Here is a 16,373-nt window from a genome sequence, read left to right on the forward strand (position 1 = left end):
AGCAAAGCCCGGGTGGCGGAATTGGTAGACGCGCCAGCTTCAGGTGCTGGTATCCTCACGGGTGTGGAAGTTCGAGTCTTCTCCCGGGCACCAAACACTTTGCTTTGAAACGATGCTGTAAAAATTCGGATTGCCCGGGTGGCGGAATTGGTAGACGCGCCAGCTTCAGGTGCTGGTATCCTCACGGGTGTGGAAGTTCGAGTCTTCTCCCGGGCACCAGAATAAAACAGCAGACGATAAAACAGAGATACGGAAACAGAGCCGCGCAAAGCGGTTTTTATTTTGCCCGCAGTTTGCGGGCATTTTCGTTTTCGTTTGCCGCGTGTGGCATACGTGATGGGCAGGATGCACAGAGGCCGTCTGAAAGGTTCGGGTTGGTTGAAACCGGGCTTTCAGACGGCCTTTTCGCGTTGTCCGTTCAGTGCTTCTGCGTCGTGCGGGCGCGTTGTTTTTGCGCGGCGTGCGGCGGGTCGAGCCACGGGAGGTTGAGGCTGTTGAGGGCGGCGTGCCATTGCGGCAGTAAGGCTTCGAGGCCGTCTGAAAGCGGTTTGCCGGACGCATCCTGCTGCAAGAGCTGGACGATGGCGCCGCCTTGCGCGGCGGCGGCGAGGGCGGCGGTTTGGCGCAGGATGCCGCGGTCGGGCACGGTGTGGGCGCGGATGCCGATCAGCAGGCGGACGGGTTGGGCGGCGAGGCGTTCGCGCAAGGCGGCTGCGGCGTCGCGGCTGTCGGCGCAGCCCTGGTCGAGCCAGTCTTGGCCGAGGACGTTTTTGTACCAGCCTTTGTCGGGCCACTCGGTTTCGAGCATTACTGCCCATTTGGCCGCGCCGTTGTCGGCGGAGATGTCGGGCAGCGGGGCGGGGGCGGGTTCGCCGCCCTGGTCGGCGTCGGTGACGGCGCTCTGCCACTGGCGGATGATGTTTTGGTAATACGGTTTGTCGAGCGGCAGGGTTTCGGCGGCGCGGCGCAGGAGGAGGGTGCAGGCTGCCCAGGCGGCCAGGCGCGGCAGGATGCCGTAACAGAGGATGCTGCCGATCAGCAGTCCTGCCCAAGCGCGGGCATGGGCGGCGTTGCCGTTCAGACGGCCTTGCAGCACGGCGGCATCGTCGGGTACGGGGAAACCGAGGGCGGCGGGCAGTTTGGCGAGGGCGGCGACAGTCTGTACCAGCGCGCCGTTGTCGAGCAGGGTGCTTTCCCAGTTGAAGGTGTACTGGCGCACGGTGAGCAGCAGCAGGATGCAGACGAGCATGCCGGCGAGGGTGCAGAGCCACAGGCTGTGCGAAGCGGCGCCGATGCGCCAGCGCACGGCGGGTTTGCGCCATTCGTCTGCGTAAAGCCGCAATACGGCCTGGTTGACGCTGTCGCGGCCGCGCAGCCAGGTGGAGGGGCTGGAAACGGGCAGCAGGGTTTTGACGTGCAGGAAGACGGTTGCGGCAAGCCAGACGGCGAGCATGACGGTGTTGGTGCCGAGCACGCCGGCAAGGATAAGGAAGAAGTTGAGGCCTTTTTCGTCCATCAGGACGAAGGTGGCGGAGAACGCGGCGGAAAAGAGGGCGGTGGCGGTCACAACCCACAGCCAGAACACGCCTTGGCGGTTGCGTTGCAGGGCGTCGGCGAGGCGGCCGTCGCGGTCGGCCAGTTCGGCGCGGCGCAGCAGGCGCTCTTCCGTGCCGAGGCTGCTGTGGCGCAGGGATTCGGTAATCGGGGCGGGATCGGCGGCGAAGAGGTGGCCGCTTTCTTCGAGAAGGCGGACGAGTTCGGCAAGTTGGCGGCGGGAGTCGAGCAGCATGGCGGAATGTGAAGGCCGTTTCCGTTCTTGCCTGCGGGTGGCGGCACGGGAGCGGTGTGGGTGGAAGAGGCCGTCTGAAAGGGCGCGGCGGCGTTTTCAGACGGCCCGGGGCTGATTGTCAACAGCCCCTGAGGTTAGAGATAGAATTTTTCGAGGACGTTGAGTTTGTCGTCGAGTTTGTACACCAACGGCTGGCCGGTGGGGATTTCGACGGACATGATGTCGTTGTCGCCTATGCCTTCGATGTGTTTGACGAGGGCGCGCAGGCTGTTGCCGTGGGCGGCGACGAGGACGCGTTTGCCGCTCAAAACGGCGGGAGCGATGCGGTCGTGCCACACGGGCAGGACGCGTTCGAGGGTGGTTTTGAGGTTTTCGCCGTCGGGGATGATGTCGGCGGGCAGGTGGGCGTAGCGGGGGTCTTTGCGGGCGGAAAATTCGTCGTCGGCGTCGAGCAGGGGCGGCAGGGTGTCGTAGCTTCTGCGCCAGATGCGCACTTGCTCGTCGCCGTATTGTTCGGCGGTTTGTTTTTTGTCGAGCCCCTGCAGGCGGCCGTAGTGGCGCTCGTTCAGCCGCCATGTTTTGATTTGCGGAACGTAGAGCTGGTCGGATTCTTCGAGGACGATGTTGCAGGTTTTGATGGCGCGGGTGAGGACGGAGGTGAAGGCGAGGTCGAAGCGGTAGCCCTGTTCTTTGAGTTTGCGTCCGGCGGCCTGCGCTTCGGCGACGCCCTGTTCGCTGAGGTTGACGTCGCGCCAGCCGGTGAAGAGGTTTTTGGCGTTCCATTGGCTTTGGCCGTGGCGGATGAAGACGAGTTCCATGGTTTGCTCCTTTGGGTTTTTGCGGTTTCCGGTTTGGGGAAGGCCGTCTGAAAGGGTTTTCAGACGGCCTGAATGGGGCACGCGGGTCGGACGGTAAGCCGGGTTCTGTCGCGGACAGTCATTCCTCTAGGCGCACCGTTGCCGATACGCTCCAGCAACCTACCCGAACGCTCGGCGGGCCGCGTCAATGCGTTCTGTTTGGTCTTGCTGCGGATGGGGTTTGGCCTGCTGCGCCTTGTTGCCAAGTGCACGGTGCGCTCTTACCGCACCTTTTCACCCTTGCCCGTGCGCCCTTTGCGGGGCGCCGTCGGCGGTTTTGCTTTCTGCTCCACTTTCCGTCGCGTTGCCGCGCCCGGCCGTTAGCCGGCATCCTGCCCTGTGCAGCCCGGACTTTCCTCCCCGTATGCCTTACGCGATACGCGGCGACTGTCTGTCCGGCCCGTGTGCGGCGCGGATTATAACGGAAAAGGAAAAAGGCCGTCTGAAAAGCTGCAAACGCGCTTTCAGACGGCCTTGGTGTCCGGCAAAACGGTTCGGGTGGCGCTAATCGGCGTTTTAACTTCGTTGAAGCGCTGCTTTCAGACGGCCTAACGGCTGCCGTGTACGGCCTGCCAGGCGGCGTTGAGGCGCTCGCCCGCCTGTTGCAGGGCGGCATCGTTGGCGGCCTTGCGCTGCTGCGCTTCGCCAAGCTGCTGCGTGTAGGCTTGGATGTCGGCTTCGGCGGAGGCTTTGCGCTGTTGGGCGGAGACGAGTTTCTGTTGCAGGCCGGAGAGGTTGGCGTCGACGGTGTTTTGTTCCGACAGCGCCTGACGGAAGGCGGCCTGGGCGCTGAGAAGTTCGTCGGCGGGCTCGGCCGACGCGGCGGCGCAGAGGGTGAGTGCGAGGACGGGAAGCAGGAGGCGGATGTTCATTTCATGTTCCTCGAAAATGGGTTTTCAGTGAGTTCAACCTAGATACGGTGCGATTGCTTTTAAGGCCTTCAAGAGAATATGCTTTTGATAAAAAAGGATATTCTTATGGTTATTTTGACAGTTGTTTCCACAAAAGGGGGAACGGGTAAAACAACGCTGACAGCGTCTTTGGCTGCAGTTTTGGCAGATATGGGATTCAGGGTGCTGATGGTCGATACCGACACGCAGGCATCTTTGAGCAAATACTATCCGCTGCACCGCCGCTCGCCCGACGGCACAGTCGAATTGCTGTTGGGCAAAAACGACGAAGCATCCATCCGTTCCACCATCTCCAATACGGTTTACCCGAATCTGGACATTGTGATGTCCAACAACATCCGCGACGATGTTCAGAGCAAGGTTTACGACCGTCCCGACCGCGCGTTTCTGCTGCGCAACAAACTTATCCATCCCTATATTTCCGAAAACTACGATGCCGTCCTAATCGACACCAAAGGTGCGGTGGGCGTAATTCAGGATGCTGCCTGCTTTGCAGCCAACATGTTGATTTCGCCGATTATGCCCGAAACCCTGAGTGCCCGTGAGTTTATTTCCGGCACACAGGAAGCATTGGACAGGCTGGCACACGGTGCGGCGATGAATCTGCCGGTACCGCCGTTGCGCGCGCTGATTTACGGTAAAGACCGTACCAAAGATGCACGGATGATTACCGAGAGCATCAAGACATACTTCAACAGCGGTTTGGACGGTAAAAAACAACTGCTGTCTTTGGAAATTCCCCATGCCAAAGCCTACAAGGAGGCGGCAACCTTGCGGATTCCGGTGCACTGTCACGAGCATACCCATGCGGGCAAATCCGATTCCGCCCGCCAGCTGATGATCGCGCTGGTTCAGGAATTGTTCCCGAAAATCAAAGAAGAGCAGATTACCTGCCATATGTTCGGCGACAATCTGGAAAACCTGTTGCCCGAAGAAAGGGCAGCATTGCCTGAAGCAGCGCGGGAGGGGCAGCAATGAGCAACCCCGTACACACCAAACCCAAAATCCAACTGACACCGGAGGCGGTTACCGGCAGCCTGCTGGTACCGCAACCTGCGCAAACATCAATGGACATCGGCCGCAAGGAGGATGTATTCCCCGGTTTGTTTATCAATGTTTCGGTGGCAGAGATTGACTTTTTCGACAAAAACCCGCGCACCCGCCACGATCCGGAACTGTACCGGCAGATCAAGGAATCCGTCCGCGAAAGCGGCGTACAGCAGCCGGTACACATTACCCGCCGCCCGGGCAGCAGCCGCTTCCTACTGTCGCAGGGCGGCAATACGCGGCTCAAAATCATGCAGGAATTGCTGGCGGAAACTGGCGATACACGGTTTGCCGAAATTCCCGCCATCTATACCGAATACACTTCGGAAGCAGACATTCAAATCGCCCACCTGATCGAAAACGAGCAGCGTGCGGAGATGTGCTTCTGGGACAAGGCGCAGGCCTATGCGGCTATTCGTGAGATGTTTCAGAGCCAAAGCGAGAAAAAACTGAGCCTGCGGGAGTTGGAGACGCTGTTTCTGACGCATGGTTTGTCGATGTCGCATGCCCAATTAGGATTAATGTTTTTCGCAGCCGACAACCTGTATCCGTTGGGCGGGTTAAGTCTGTATCTGTCTAATCCCAAGTGCTTGGACATCCGCAAGCTGTTCAATCGGTTTGACACCGAACTGAAAGCAGTCGGTGCGGAAGCCAAATTGCCGGATTTCTGGCGCAACAACCTGTCCGCATGGTCGGAAACACATCCCGATGATTCGGAACTGGATGTCCCTGCTTTGGGTAAATTCCTGCAACAGCATTTTACCGAAACCTTCGGAGACATCCTGCCGAAGCAGGAGACACCCAACAGCGCAGAACCGGCTGCAACAGCATCCGTATCTGGACAGAAAACTGCAACAGCAGATCACCCTATCAGGCAGCCTGAAAACCCAGCCGATACTTCCGCACATGGCCAAAGGCGATCCGAACGGCAGGAAGCCGGCACAGCAAGCCAACCGGACAGCGGCACGCAGCCGTCTGCCCCGACAGAACACGGCAATTCTACTGCCACTGTTCAGTCGGCGGTCGACCCGCAGACTGAACAGCACACAGTACAGGCAACTGCGCCCGCAGCCATTTCTGCGCTCTCACACGGCGAAGCTGTCCGCAAACTGCATGCGGCGGTACGCACCATGTTGGAACAGGTGCATTTGGCACACTGCTTCCGCAGCCATGCGGCCTTCCGTTACGGCTTCTATCTCGAATATCCCGATTTCCACCACATCCGTCCTGCCGATCCGCCCGCACTGTACGTCATCGACAACCTGCACGAAGACGCAGGCGACGTATTCGCCTATCTGAGCCGAGTATCGATGCAGGATGCGTTACTCAACAATCCCGATTTGGGCGGCGGCAATCCGTTACTGCAACTGCCGGCAGATTCACCGCTGCGGCTGGCCTATCAAGATCCCGACATACTGGACGAATACAACACGATGGGCATCGGCGAACGGCACTATCTGCTCGACCAGGTTCTGCGCTGGCAGATCACCGACACGCCGTACACGCAGCCGGTAGAGGATATCCTGGCAATGCTCCGGCATATCCACCGCAGTGAGGAGAGCAACCGTGGATAAGGAATATTACCGTATCAGAACAGGCGGCAGGACCGCCGTCCACCAACAACTGCTGGCCGCAGTCGGTTCGCTGCTGGTTCTGCCCAAGAGCCGGTGCGAAGCGGCGGCCAATGCCGTGATGCTGCACCGCTATGCCGCACTGTTTGCCCGTCTGCAGGCAATGACGCCGGAAGAACTGCACCAAGTGGCCGGGCGTCTTGCCGCTGCGGTGGAAGTGCGTGTTTCCCTGCCCGATCTGCAGGCAGCGGTGGACGGTACAGCGGCCGACTCGGAGCGGCGCAGCCTGCACCTGCAGCGCTGCGAATGGTTGATCCGTAATGGCGGCAGTAACCGGATGATTCTGCTGCTGTGTTGCGAAATCTCGCCGCAGGACATCCGGCAGATGCGTCAGGAAATGAAGCTGCCGGCCGGCAAAGGCCGTATTCCCGTGCTGCCGGTGGAAGACCGGTTGTCGGTGCTGGACAGCTGGCGGCAGGGGGCGGACGAAGCAGATACCTTTGTCCGCTACCAAAAGCTGGCCGTACAGTACCCGCAATACAGTCTCGGCCAGTTGTACTGCACCGTCTGCTGTTCGGGAGAATCAGCATGAGACCGGATGCTGCCTTATTGCATACGGCAGATATGGCCGTACCCGCTGCCTTCGGGCAGGATGACACCGCCTATCTGGCTGCCTTGTGGGACGAGCCGGTGGTGTACGTTACCCAGTTCGCCCAAGCACTGGGTTCGGTTACCGCAGGTTATTTTCTCAGCTGTTATGTCGGGCTGTACGACCACGACGAATGGGCAGCATTGAATGAAAACATCGTACACAAGCAGACCGGTTTGGGGCGCGGCCGCTGGTATGCGGTGCGCGACACCCTGCTGGCCGCCGGCGTACTGGAAAACCGGCGCGACACCGGCGTATCGCTCTACCGCCTTGACGGAGCGCGTTTGGAAGAGATGGTGCGCGACAAAGCATCACTGCTGCTTGCCGATATCGCCTCGCCACCGGTATCGCTCAACCGGCTGCACCTGCGTACCCTGCTGCATTTCGGTCTGTCGTTTAAGGCTGCGCTGTATCTGGCCGTTATTCAGTCGGAAACGCCGCATTGCAGCCTGAACGACCGCAAAGCATGGAGCGACTGGGTACTGCTGCCCGAGAAAAACGTCAGTGAGCGCAGCTTTCTCAGCAAAGCCGAACAGCGGCGTGCCGGCGAAGCACTGTGCGGCATCGGCGTATTGGAATACGGCTACGGCGGTTTCCCGCGCATGCGCCGCTGCCGTTACAGCCTGAACCGGCTGGCCGAACTGACCACTGACTATATGCAGGCTTTGGCTGTCTGAAAGGGGGAATACGATGAAAACCAATATTCCGCCGCGCCCCGACCCCCGCGATTCCGAACTGGTCATGGCGGCCGTCCGCGAGGCACTGTCCTGCTATCCTTTTAGCGAAGAGCAACTGGCTTTGATACGCGACTGCTATATCCGCGAATACTTTGAAGTGTCGCAGCGCGGCTACCGGTTGTTACGCTTTTTGGAGCGCTACCACCCTGACTGTTTCGATTTTGATTCCCTTGAAGACCGGGATGTCGATAACTTTGCCCGAATCGGTACGATTCTGTTCATGCGGCACCGTGAAGCAGAAAAACGCTGGGTGGCGGACAACGGCATCCGGCCGCAATTGCAGGCAGGCTGCAGGGTCAGGCTGTCCGACGGTCTTGAAGAGATATCCGGCACCATACTCGGCGATGCCGGTAAAGACGGTTATCACGGCTTCTATTGGGTACAGACCGACCGGCAGGGAAGCGCACCGAGAATCGTGCGGTACGAGGATCGCAGCCTGAAACCGGAAACAGCGGATACGGAGGCGGAATAGACCATGAAGCTGCCCGCTGCCGCCGAGTTCAACCGCGACATCATGCTCTGCAAACAGGCTTTGCAGGGCGGGCGCACCATTGCCGTTTACAAATGCCTGATTGCCGTCGCCGGTTCGGTTAAAGCGGCGGTATTTCTGTCGCAGCTGGTCTATTGGACGCGCCACGGGCGCGATACGGCGGCTGCACAGGGTTGGATATTCAAATCGGTGGCACAGATGTTTGAAGAAACCGGTCTGTCCGAACGCGAACAGGGTACCTGCAAGAAAAAGCTGCAGGAGCGCGGACTGATCGAAACCCGCTACCGGCGTTTCGGTTTTGCCAAAAGCAGGCTGGAATTGCGCCTCAATCTGGAAAGGCTGGCACGGGCGGTGTGCACTGCCAACGGCGTACCCTGTCCCGAGGGTGCGCCCGCACCGACGCTGCACGAGTCCGATCTGTTCTTCCTGCGCTATTTCAAAGAGCGTATCGCCTACCACCGCGACTTGGTCGAACTGACCGGTTGCATCCATTCCGCGCTGATGCTGTCGTTTATGCTGCAGCAATGCATCGCCAAAGGCAGCGGCAGCGGCCAAGAACGCTGGTTTGTCAGCTTCAACATCCCCGCATGGCAGCAACACCTGTCGCTGCCCTACAAAACCCAGCTGACCGCCCGCAACAAGCTCAAGTCGCGGAAGTTTATCGTTGAAAAACATTTTTACGCCTCACGGCGCATCTTCACCCTGATCAACGGACAGGCCATCTGGCAGGCGCTGCAAAACCGCCGCAGCCGTTTCCTACCGGTACAGCCTGAAAACGGAAATACCGCCGTTTCTCCGGCAGAAACCCTTGCGGAACACACACCCGACAAATGGGAAAATACAGCAGTCGCTTTTTCGGAGAACACACCCGACAAAAGGGCGAATACAGTAGTGCACTTTTCGGAGAACACACCCGACAAAAGGGAAAATACACAACCTACAAATGGGAAAATACATACCCGACAAAAGGGGAAATACACAGCCGACAAATCGGAAAATACACACCCGACGAAAGGGGAAATTGTTAAGGTTTTAGATTACAGACAGTTCCCTATCGGGAACAACTACAACAATACCCCACCTTTGCAGATGCAACACAGGCAGCCTGAAAGCACGCAGGATGTAGTGGTGGGGAATGGCGGATTTTTTTCTCCAAGCCCGTCCCGCCATGACGGACTGGTCTACCCCAAGACCTTCGGCAGTTCGCTGCAAAACAACGCCCGCCAAATCTTCGACAAACTGCTGCCGGAAACCACGGCCGAACGTTTGCAGGAGATTCTCGATGAAATTGCCGGACAGACCAAACCCGTAACCAGCCCGCTCGGGTTGCTGACCGTACTGTGCCGCAAAGAGACGGCGGGAGAGCTGATCTGCGTTGTTGCGCCACTGGCGAGACAAAACCGCGAACGGCAAACCGCTTGGGCGGCGGCGTATGAAAACCAAGCACAGCAATCCGCTCCGAAACACGAAGCACGGAGAACGGCCGAAAGCGATGCGGCACGTGACAAAGCGATGGAAGAGATGCGGCAGAATTTGAAACGGCAAGGTTTGTGTGGACTCCACACAGATTCGGATGCGGCAGGGTTGTAAACAGTGTTTACAGATTTGGGTGTGGCAAGGTTGTAAACAGTGTTTACAGATTTTCCAATGCAATACATGACAAACAAACCAACAAGGAGTACGAAATGGCTCAAACCAAGCAGAAACTGGTAATCAAACCGAAATCCGTCCATGTGGCACAGGCCTTTGATGCGGTATTTCCGGTATCGGAGCAGTCGGTGTTTTCAGACGGCTACGATTGGGAGCAAGAACGCAAACGTTTGTCGGGTTTATCGGATGCGGAGAATGGACATCCTGATGCGGAAGCATTGGAAGTGTTGGCGGCCCATGAGATGTTGTTGAAGCAGCATATTATGCGGCAGCGTATCCGTGGCGGACGGGCGCGCTCGCGTTCGATTGCTGCAATCGATTTGGACGATTACGACATTTATCCGTCGGAAGACCGGGCATTTGAAGATGTCGGCCAGTTGGGCGGCAGTGAAGATGCGTTCGAACTGCACACCAAGCATGGTGTAAGAATGTGGGAGGGGCGTAACGATCCGAAAGGGCCGCGCTGGCCCGGTATCCGTTACGCAATGGGTTTGTGCGGGGAATTAGCGCGTGCAGCCAAAGCGGACAATCCGTTTGCCCATGCGGAACTGTTGCGCTTGGAGAGAGAAATGGAGGCGGTGTCGGCACAGCTTGCGGCGGATACCGACCGTTTGCAGCAGCAGTTGGAGTCCTATGGTAGCGGAGGCATCCATATCAGTGTGGTGGCCAATCATAATCCGCTGCTGATCAAAGTGGCATCATTGCGCGGCTACGGGTTCAGGCTGCTGCAACTGCTGCTGTCCTATGATTATCTGGTACGTGTGGCTATGACGATGGGGATGAAGGGTGTGATGACTAATCATGCAAGCAATGATGTCATCCATCTCAGCGGTCGGGGTATGCGGGTGATGCTGCAGGGAATCTATCTTTCGGCAATGCGTATCCGCCAGATACGCCAGGTAAGCCGCCGGACATTGCTGGAAAACGATGCGCTGGCAGCCAAGTTGGCTGAAGGTGTTGCTGCGGGCGGGTTGGCTCCCCTGCCTAAAGAAGTTTTATTGTACGAAACGGCTCCGGCTTATGTATACGTTTCCCGAAAAATCGAAGACAATCGGCTGGGTGAACTGTATGAAAAGGCATCGGCACTTGGTCTGACCAGGGGCTCTGATGTGGAATAAGAAGGAGGTTTGGCTGTTATGGGCGATATGTTTTCTGACCGTGAAAAATCTGTGTGCGACAAAAGCCTTTTAAGGGTAAGGGGGATTGAAGCAGTTCAGACGGAAATCCGGGAGACGGAGGAGGCGGTGCTGCAGTTGGTCAGGAGTGCCAGGCAGTTCGTGGAGCAGTCGCGCAAAATGAACTTGGTGAGACGGGTGGCCTATCGTACGCTTCCTGTCCGAATCGGCCGAAACGTACTGCCATATCCGCTACGGGAATTTAATGTCCCGAACATTTGCTGGGCGGAATACGAAGGCAAACTGCGTAAGGATATTACCGATTGGGATATGGTGGCCGCTTATTTGGATACGGCAAATGCGTCTTACGACGAACGGTTGCTGCATATGCGGATACACTTGGCGATGAAGCGCTACCATTTGGAAGGGAGACGCTTACAGGAAAAACTGAAAGCAGCTTATGTGTTGGCGGACGAGATAATGGGGATGGCTCAGTCGCAAAATATTCCGGTGGGGATGCTGGTTCAGGATTAGATTGTGTGTGGGGGGTACACAGACAGCCGTTGTACCCCCCCTTTACAGATTTGGGTGTGGCAAGGTTGTAAACAGTGTTTACAGATTCGGATGCGGCAAGGTTGTAAACAGTGTTTACAGATTTGGGTGCGGTGGTTTGTTTCTATTGAAGAGTCTACGAAAAATAAAAAAATATGCTTGACAGGTTTTTTAATTTATGAAACCATAAAAACGTTTCATATGTTTTGTTGCTTTCATCCAAAAAGCAAAGGTACAGCTGCCGCTCGATCTGTACGGTTTGATTCGTCAAACCACGGCTTTTTTGTCATCCCGCCTTTACGGCTTTTCTTTATCCAACCCTTTGGGGATATATCCGTCCCCTTTGGGAAAGGTATATCCCCTGTTTTTATGGAGATATACCATGTCTGCAAATCAAACCCAACAAGTACCCGCCTACTTCAACCTGACCGCCGACGGTGTCGGCTACCTGAACCGTGTCCGCATTGTTCAGTCAGGGAAACGAGGTTCCGAGTATTACGCATGTACCATACAGGCTCTCCACGGAGATGCCGATGAGAAGTCGCGTTTCGATGTCCGCATTGTCGGCGGCGAAGCCAAGGAGATCTTTGCCCGTATGCTGGATGAATTTCCCGCACTCTTGGACAAGGATTACAGACGCAGACCCACTGTGTTTGTAGGGTTCCGGGTTTCCGACCTGAAACCAGTCTGCTTTGAAACGTCGGCCAGGAATGACAAAGGCGAAGAAATTAAAGTAACCACACCGTCGATTGACGCGCGGTTACTGAAATTCAAATTTGTCAAAGTCAATCGCGAACTCTGGTACAAGTCTGATGCAGAATCTTCTTCGGAAGTGCCTGCTGATGCAGTTTCCGCTTAAACCCGCAGTCTGACTGCACAGGAAAGAAAGCATCCGCTTTCTTTCCTTTTCTCCCCGCCGGGGCAACAGTCCCGGTTCCGGGTTCTGCTGCTCCGGCTTTTTTCAATTTTTGGAGTGGTTATGAACCTGAACTTTTTCCACAAGCTTTATCAGAAGTCCGAGGCCGTCGTTTTGTCTCTCCTGAGTAAAAGACAGTGGTCTGAAAAACAGGCAGATGCTCTGGCAACCAAGCTCGATATTTTCGGGGCGTTTTTGGTTACACAGGCTTGGTTGGGTTTTACCAAATACGGTTGGCATTTCCTGCCCGCTTTGGTACTATTCTTGGCAAGTCTCGCAGCGTGCTGCTTCTTTTGGATGATCGCGTTCATATTGAAAGGGTATAAAAAATGATGGTACACGTCTGGACTACTGTTTTCGGTGTAGCTGTGGCTGCCGCCGTCGGAACTTATTTTTGGGTTGCCGGAAGTAAGGCATACAATGAAATGAGTGATGAAGAACGTGCGGAATTTAAAGCCAAGTACAATCTCACAGATCTGAAAGACTAACCCGTTTTATATTACGAAAACCCGCTCCGGTGGGTTTTCCCGGAAATGTTGGTATGCAGCCTTTCCCGGAAAATCCATCCCCCTGTACGGTTGCCTGTATCCGTACCGCCGCTTCTGCGGCGCAGGCTTCTTTTCCGAACTCCTTTTCTTTACCATCTGGCCGTATCCGGCTTCTTTCATTCCTGATGATGCTGACCACAGCGTGGTTCTGACGTACTATGCTGCGGTCAGTATCATCGGACGAACTCTCCTTGTTTCTCCGGCAGTACGGGTTGCGGTTCCCGCCTTAACCGCAGGCTTACAACTTTATATTGTTTGTGATTGCTTACGGATGCCCGTCCTTTCGGGCGGGCATCGGCAAGCGATTAGGATGCATAGTTTTTAGGCATCGCAATTTGCTCTTTAACAATCGGGACTTTGAATTTTACAGACAGATTTATCCACATTTTCTGTGAATAGTGGAAAGTCTCTATTTCAGATTTGGGAACGGCCGTGCCCGCAAACGGTATGACCTTCCTGTATTTTCAGCGGCTGTCTGCTTGCAGGCAGCCTTACCTGAGCGGCTTGACCTTGCAGGGCGTTCAGGTAAGTTTTTACCGGCCGGCAGACCGTTTCTGTCCTGATGCAGCCGTTAGACAGCATCAGCCGCACCCGTGCGGTTACGGCGTTCACTTGTTTCAATCTTTCTTTCCCAACCCTATGGGGCGCGTCCCCTGTGGGTGTGCCCCTTTTTTCAGGAGGCACATTATGTCTATCGCCATTCCCGGCAAACTCACTGTCATCGAACGCAACGGCAGCCGCGGTATTTTTACCGTCGGCGAACTGCAGACGCAGATCGGCGCGTTTCAAATCAAGCACCGCGTACTGGACCAGTTTCCCGAAGGTTCTTACGACGGTATGTTCTATCTCACCCGTGTTTACAACCAATCCAACTTTGCCAAAGGCCGCATCTGGGTCAGCCTGTATGCCGATCTCGACTGGGAACAGTTGCAGATTATGGCGCAGAACCAGGTGGCGGAAGTGTCCGAATCCCTGCAGATGGCCGGCATTGCTGCCGAGCAGGAGGAAGAAGAGCTGCTGCCCGTCCGACCGGCGGCTTCTGCAACAGCTCCTGCTCCTGCCGAGACAGCCGAATCCGTCTGCGTATCCGATGCGCCGGATGCTGTGCCAATGCAGAAAGAAGACGATTTGGCCGACTCGATGGAAAGGCTGGAAGGGATGCTGGCTGCCGAAATGCCGGTTATCCGCCTTGACCCGTCGATGGACGACCGCAATCTGTTCCGGCAGATGCGCGAAGCCGTCAAACAGCAGGGCTACCGCTTCCATGCACCCACCCAGTCTTGGCATAAGGAGAACCTATGATGCTGTACCGCACTTCTTCGCATGATCTGTTTGCCGATGCTTTCTTTATCCACCGGGGGCGGCTGATGTTTGCTTCCCTGCACGGGCGCGATGCCAATGTGCTGTCGTTTATGGCTGCACTGACTGCCCCGCCCGAGCAGGGCGGCATCCGCCAAGTCGGTTTCAGGCTGCCTGGCGATGCACAGCTGCATCCGCCGCGTACCACTGCGCAGCAGGTGTACGGCATGGGTAAACGCATCAGCAAATACGCCACGCACAATTTCGGCATACTGACACATATGTTTCTGTATGCCGACGTGCTGGAAGAACCCGACCGCGACAACCGCAGCGCGTGGATTGTGCAGACAGATACCGCCGCCGATTTAGGCAAAGCAGTGTGGCAGGCGGTGGAACAGTTGTCCGACGTACCACTGCTGCCGCAGTGGCAGTCTTACCTGACATCCGCTTTGGTTGAGCGGGAAAACATCCGCTGTTATATCGGAAACGAAGGTGATTCCTCTCTGTTCAACCTGCAAGCTGCGTATGTGTGCATCCCTGAGGATTTCGACGTATTGGTTTCCGAGGGACTGCGCTCAGGCCGTCTGAACATATAAGTACCAACCCGCCGCCCTGCGGCTTTCCCCGAACCCGCCGCAAGGTGGGTTTTTCAGGCTGCTTTACTGTGTGAGACAGCCTGAAAAACCGATTTTGACTCACACGCCGGCAGTCGTTTTACTGTCTCGATGCAGCCGTTAAACAGCATCAGCCCTTATTTGTAAGGGCATGGCTTTTCTTCAACCCTTTTATCAACCCTGTGGGGACGACCATCCCCGCAAGGGGCGTGGTTTGACCCGTTTTTCAAAGGAAAAAACCATGTGTTATTACGACGAACCCTCCTACGGAAACATCCGTATCGACCGGGATTTGGAAATCGAGGCTGATTGCCCGTATGACGAAGAAGTTGTGGAACGGATGCCTTGCAGCTTCGTTCCATACCGTTCTGCGAAAATCGTGCTGGCTCCTGCTGCAGTCATCCGCTTTTACGAGCGCATGCAGCAAAACAGCGGCTGGGAAGGCAAAACCCTCGGCGACGGTGCGGTGCGCAGCTACCTGATCTTTTCAGGGGTGTTCCGCTGCAAGGCGGAAGACGCAGAGCTGTCTTACAGCGAGTTCAACGCGCTGGTCAAAGCCCGTGCTTTGGCTGTGCTGGAACAGGCGTGTCCGCACTGATTTCCCAATCTTGATTTTTTAACCCAACCCGACGGGGATGCCTTCCCCGTCGGGGCGGTATCCCCGTTTTTACAGGAGATACCGAAATGAACCCATCCCAACCCTTGGTTACCTGCTACAGATTCAGTTCCTGCGCTGCTAAGGAGCAGCCCGTCAGGCATTATGCTGCCGAGCTGATGGATAAAATCAACCGTGGCATCCCGCTGGATCGGGAAGACAAAAACACGCTGACGCGTGGTGTCAATGACAACTTTTTTTTCAAAAGAGCGATACCCGTCTGCGGCTGGGCGTTTGACTTTTCTGATGTGCTGAAACTCTTTCTAGTGAAGCAATACGGCCATTGGTACGAAATGTGGGCAACCGATAAAACGGCAGTCCGCGCCCATGTGTATGGTCGTATCGAACGGATTGTAGAAGCCTGACGCAGTTTTTTTCCAACCCTGACGGGGATACCCTCCCCGCTGGGGCGGTATCCCCATTTTCAACCGGAGATACCGAAATGACGATTGATGCAGCCTTTACCGAGCATACTTGCGAAGACTTCCCGCTGTGGTGCGCCCTGCTGGGCAGACTGCGGCCGGAAAAGTCTGGCAGCCTGGACAAGGAAATCTGGAATGCCGCCAGATGGTACAACTATGAAAACTTGCCACCTTTGGGCAATGTCGCGCAAGCTGTGGTTGCCGACCGGCTGGCAGCGGCCATTCGCGAAAAATGGCCGCTGTTCCGTATTTCAGACAACATCAACGGCGAAGCAAGTTGTTTTTGGATTGAAGACCGCCCTGTTGCCGACTTCGTATCCGAAAACCTCTATACACCCGGTGGCGGCGTCAGCTACCACATCGATACCGGCAAGTTGGACGAACTCTATCAGGCACTTTATCCGGATGAGGATAAGGCAGCCTGATTATTCAAACCTGCGCAAGCAGGTTTTTTCAGACGGCCTGATGCTTTCAGGCAGCCTGAAAAAACCTGTTTCACACGCCGGCAGTCGTTTTACTGTCTTGATGCAGCCGTTAAACAGCATCACGCC

General features: G+C 56.3%; 19 protein-coding genes, 2 tRNA genes and 1 other RNA gene. 18 read left to right on the top strand and 4 right to left on the bottom strand.

Annotated elements, in window-relative coordinates; genetic code table 11:
- Positions 1 to 6 precede the first annotated feature (6 nt).
- Positions 7 to 93: transfer RNA gene (locus ACG2K1_RS02085), tRNA-Leu, on the top strand.
- Between the two features lie 39 nt (positions 94 to 132).
- Positions 133 to 219: transfer RNA gene (locus ACG2K1_RS02090), tRNA-Leu, on the top strand.
- A 199-nt stretch (positions 220 to 418) separates the two neighbouring features.
- Here ACG2K1_RS02090 and ACG2K1_RS02095 read toward each other — a convergent pair.
- The 4 genes from ACG2K1_RS02095 to ACG2K1_RS02110 all read right to left on the bottom strand — a co-directional run bounded on the left by ACG2K1_RS02095 (position 419) and on the right by ACG2K1_RS02110 (position 3,518).
- On the bottom strand, positions 419 to 1,786 hold the full coding sequence (locus ACG2K1_RS02095) for a DUF2868 domain-containing protein (RefSeq protein WP_395428380.1): 1,368 nt from the start codon (positions 1,784 to 1,786) through the stop codon (positions 419 to 421).
- 137 nt (positions 1,787 to 1,923) lie between these two features.
- Positions 1,924 to 2,607: a 2,3-diphosphoglycerate-dependent phosphoglycerate mutase gene (locus tag ACG2K1_RS02100; RefSeq protein ID WP_395428316.1), complete on the bottom strand. Its 684-nt coding sequence runs from the start codon at positions 2,605 to 2,607 to the stop codon at positions 1,924 to 1,926.
- Positions 2,608 to 2,685: 78 nt separating this feature from the next.
- Positions 2,686 to 3,049: RNase P RNA component class A (rnpB, locus tag ACG2K1_RS02105), an RNA gene on the bottom strand.
- 145 nt (positions 3,050 to 3,194) lie between these two features.
- Entirely contained in the window at positions 3,195 to 3,518 is a 324-nt protein-coding gene (locus ACG2K1_RS02110) for a hypothetical protein (protein WP_009427395.1), read from the bottom strand.
- Positions 3,519 to 3,623: 105 nt separating this feature from the next.
- Between ACG2K1_RS02110 and ACG2K1_RS02115 the strand changes: the two genes are divergently transcribed.
- The 16 genes from ACG2K1_RS02115 (at position 3,624) to ACG2K1_RS02190 (ending at position 16,247) form a co-directional block, all read left to right on the top strand.
- A complete protein-coding gene (locus tag ACG2K1_RS02115) occupies positions 3,624 to 4,535 on the top strand; it encodes a ParA family protein (RefSeq protein ID WP_402838536.1) in 912 nt (303 codons plus the stop codon).
- A gap of 89 nt (positions 4,536 to 4,624) precedes the next feature.
- Positions 4,625 to 6,178, top strand: a complete 1,554-nt coding sequence (locus tag ACG2K1_RS02120; protein WP_395428311.1) for a ParB N-terminal domain-containing protein — start codon at positions 4,625 to 4,627, stop codon at positions 6,176 to 6,178.
- On the top strand, positions 6,171 to 6,767 hold the full coding sequence (locus tag ACG2K1_RS02125) for a hypothetical protein (RefSeq protein WP_395428310.1): 597 nt from the start codon (positions 6,171 to 6,173) through the stop codon (positions 6,765 to 6,767). The genes ACG2K1_RS02120 and ACG2K1_RS02125 overlap by 8 nt, the downstream gene beginning before the upstream one ends.
- 32 nt (positions 6,768 to 6,799) lie before the next feature.
- A complete protein-coding gene (locus tag ACG2K1_RS02130; protein ID WP_395428308.1) occupies positions 6,800 to 7,501 on the top strand; it encodes a hypothetical protein in 702 nt (233 codons plus the stop codon).
- A gap of 13 nt (positions 7,502 to 7,514) precedes the next feature.
- Positions 7,515 to 8,033 carry a hypothetical protein gene (locus ACG2K1_RS02135; protein WP_395428306.1) on the top strand — a complete coding sequence of 173 codons (519 nt, stop codon included), beginning with the start codon at positions 7,515 to 7,517 and terminating at the stop codon, positions 8,031 to 8,033.
- Positions 8,034 to 8,036: 3 nt separating this feature from the next.
- Positions 8,037 to 9,641, top strand: coding sequence for a hypothetical protein (locus ACG2K1_RS02140; RefSeq protein WP_395428304.1), 1,605 nt, complete (start codon positions 8,037 to 8,039; stop codon positions 9,639 to 9,641).
- A 95-nt stretch (positions 9,642 to 9,736) separates the two neighbouring features.
- Positions 9,737 to 10,819 (top strand): AcaB family transcriptional regulator, encoded by a 1,083-nt coding sequence (locus ACG2K1_RS02145; RefSeq protein WP_395428302.1) that lies wholly within the window; start codon positions 9,737 to 9,739, stop codon positions 10,817 to 10,819.
- An 18-nt stretch (positions 10,820 to 10,837) separates the two neighbouring features.
- Entirely contained in the window at positions 10,838 to 11,350 is a 513-nt protein-coding gene (locus ACG2K1_RS02150; protein WP_395428300.1) for a hypothetical protein, read from the top strand.
- A gap of 400 nt (positions 11,351 to 11,750) precedes the next feature.
- On the top strand, positions 11,751 to 12,227 hold the full coding sequence (locus tag ACG2K1_RS02155) for a DUF3577 domain-containing protein (protein ID WP_395428298.1): 477 nt from the start codon (positions 11,751 to 11,753) through the stop codon (positions 12,225 to 12,227).
- Between the two features lie 120 nt (positions 12,228 to 12,347).
- Complete coding sequence (locus ACG2K1_RS02160; protein ID WP_395428296.1) at positions 12,348 to 12,617, top strand: hypothetical protein; 270 nt, start codon at positions 12,348 to 12,350, stop codon at positions 12,615 to 12,617.
- Complete coding sequence (locus tag ACG2K1_RS02165; RefSeq protein WP_395428294.1) at positions 12,614 to 12,772, top strand: hypothetical protein; 159 nt, start codon at positions 12,614 to 12,616, stop codon at positions 12,770 to 12,772. The genes ACG2K1_RS02160 and ACG2K1_RS02165 overlap by 4 nt, the downstream gene beginning before the upstream one ends.
- Positions 12,773 to 13,519: 747 nt before the next feature.
- A complete protein-coding gene (locus ACG2K1_RS02170) occupies positions 13,520 to 14,134 on the top strand; it encodes a DUF3275 family protein (protein WP_395428292.1) in 615 nt (204 codons plus the stop codon).
- On the top strand, positions 14,131 to 14,727 hold the full coding sequence (locus tag ACG2K1_RS02175; protein ID WP_395428290.1) for a hypothetical protein: 597 nt from the start codon (positions 14,131 to 14,133) through the stop codon (positions 14,725 to 14,727). Before ACG2K1_RS02170 ends, ACG2K1_RS02175 begins: the two co-directional genes overlap by 4 nt.
- Positions 14,728 to 14,986: 259 nt before the next feature.
- A complete protein-coding gene (locus ACG2K1_RS02180; protein ID WP_395428288.1) occupies positions 14,987 to 15,343 on the top strand; it encodes a hypothetical protein in 357 nt (118 codons plus the stop codon).
- A gap of 86 nt (positions 15,344 to 15,429) precedes the next feature.
- The gene (locus ACG2K1_RS02185) at positions 15,430 to 15,765 is read left to right on the top strand and encodes a molybdenum ABC transporter ATP-binding protein (RefSeq protein ID WP_395428286.1); all 336 of its coding nucleotides are present in this window, start codon (positions 15,430 to 15,432) and stop codon (positions 15,763 to 15,765) included.
- A gap of 77 nt (positions 15,766 to 15,842) precedes the next feature.
- Positions 15,843 to 16,247: a hypothetical protein gene (locus tag ACG2K1_RS02190; RefSeq protein WP_395428284.1), complete on the top strand. Its 405-nt coding sequence runs from the start codon at positions 15,843 to 15,845 to the stop codon at positions 16,245 to 16,247.
- Positions 16,248 to 16,373: the final 126 nt, after the last annotated feature.

Origin of the sequence: Neisseria sp. 23W00296 (genome assembly GCF_044772855.1) — a bacterium.
Classification (GTDB): domain Bacteria; phylum Pseudomonadota; class Gammaproteobacteria; order Burkholderiales; family Neisseriaceae; genus Neisseria.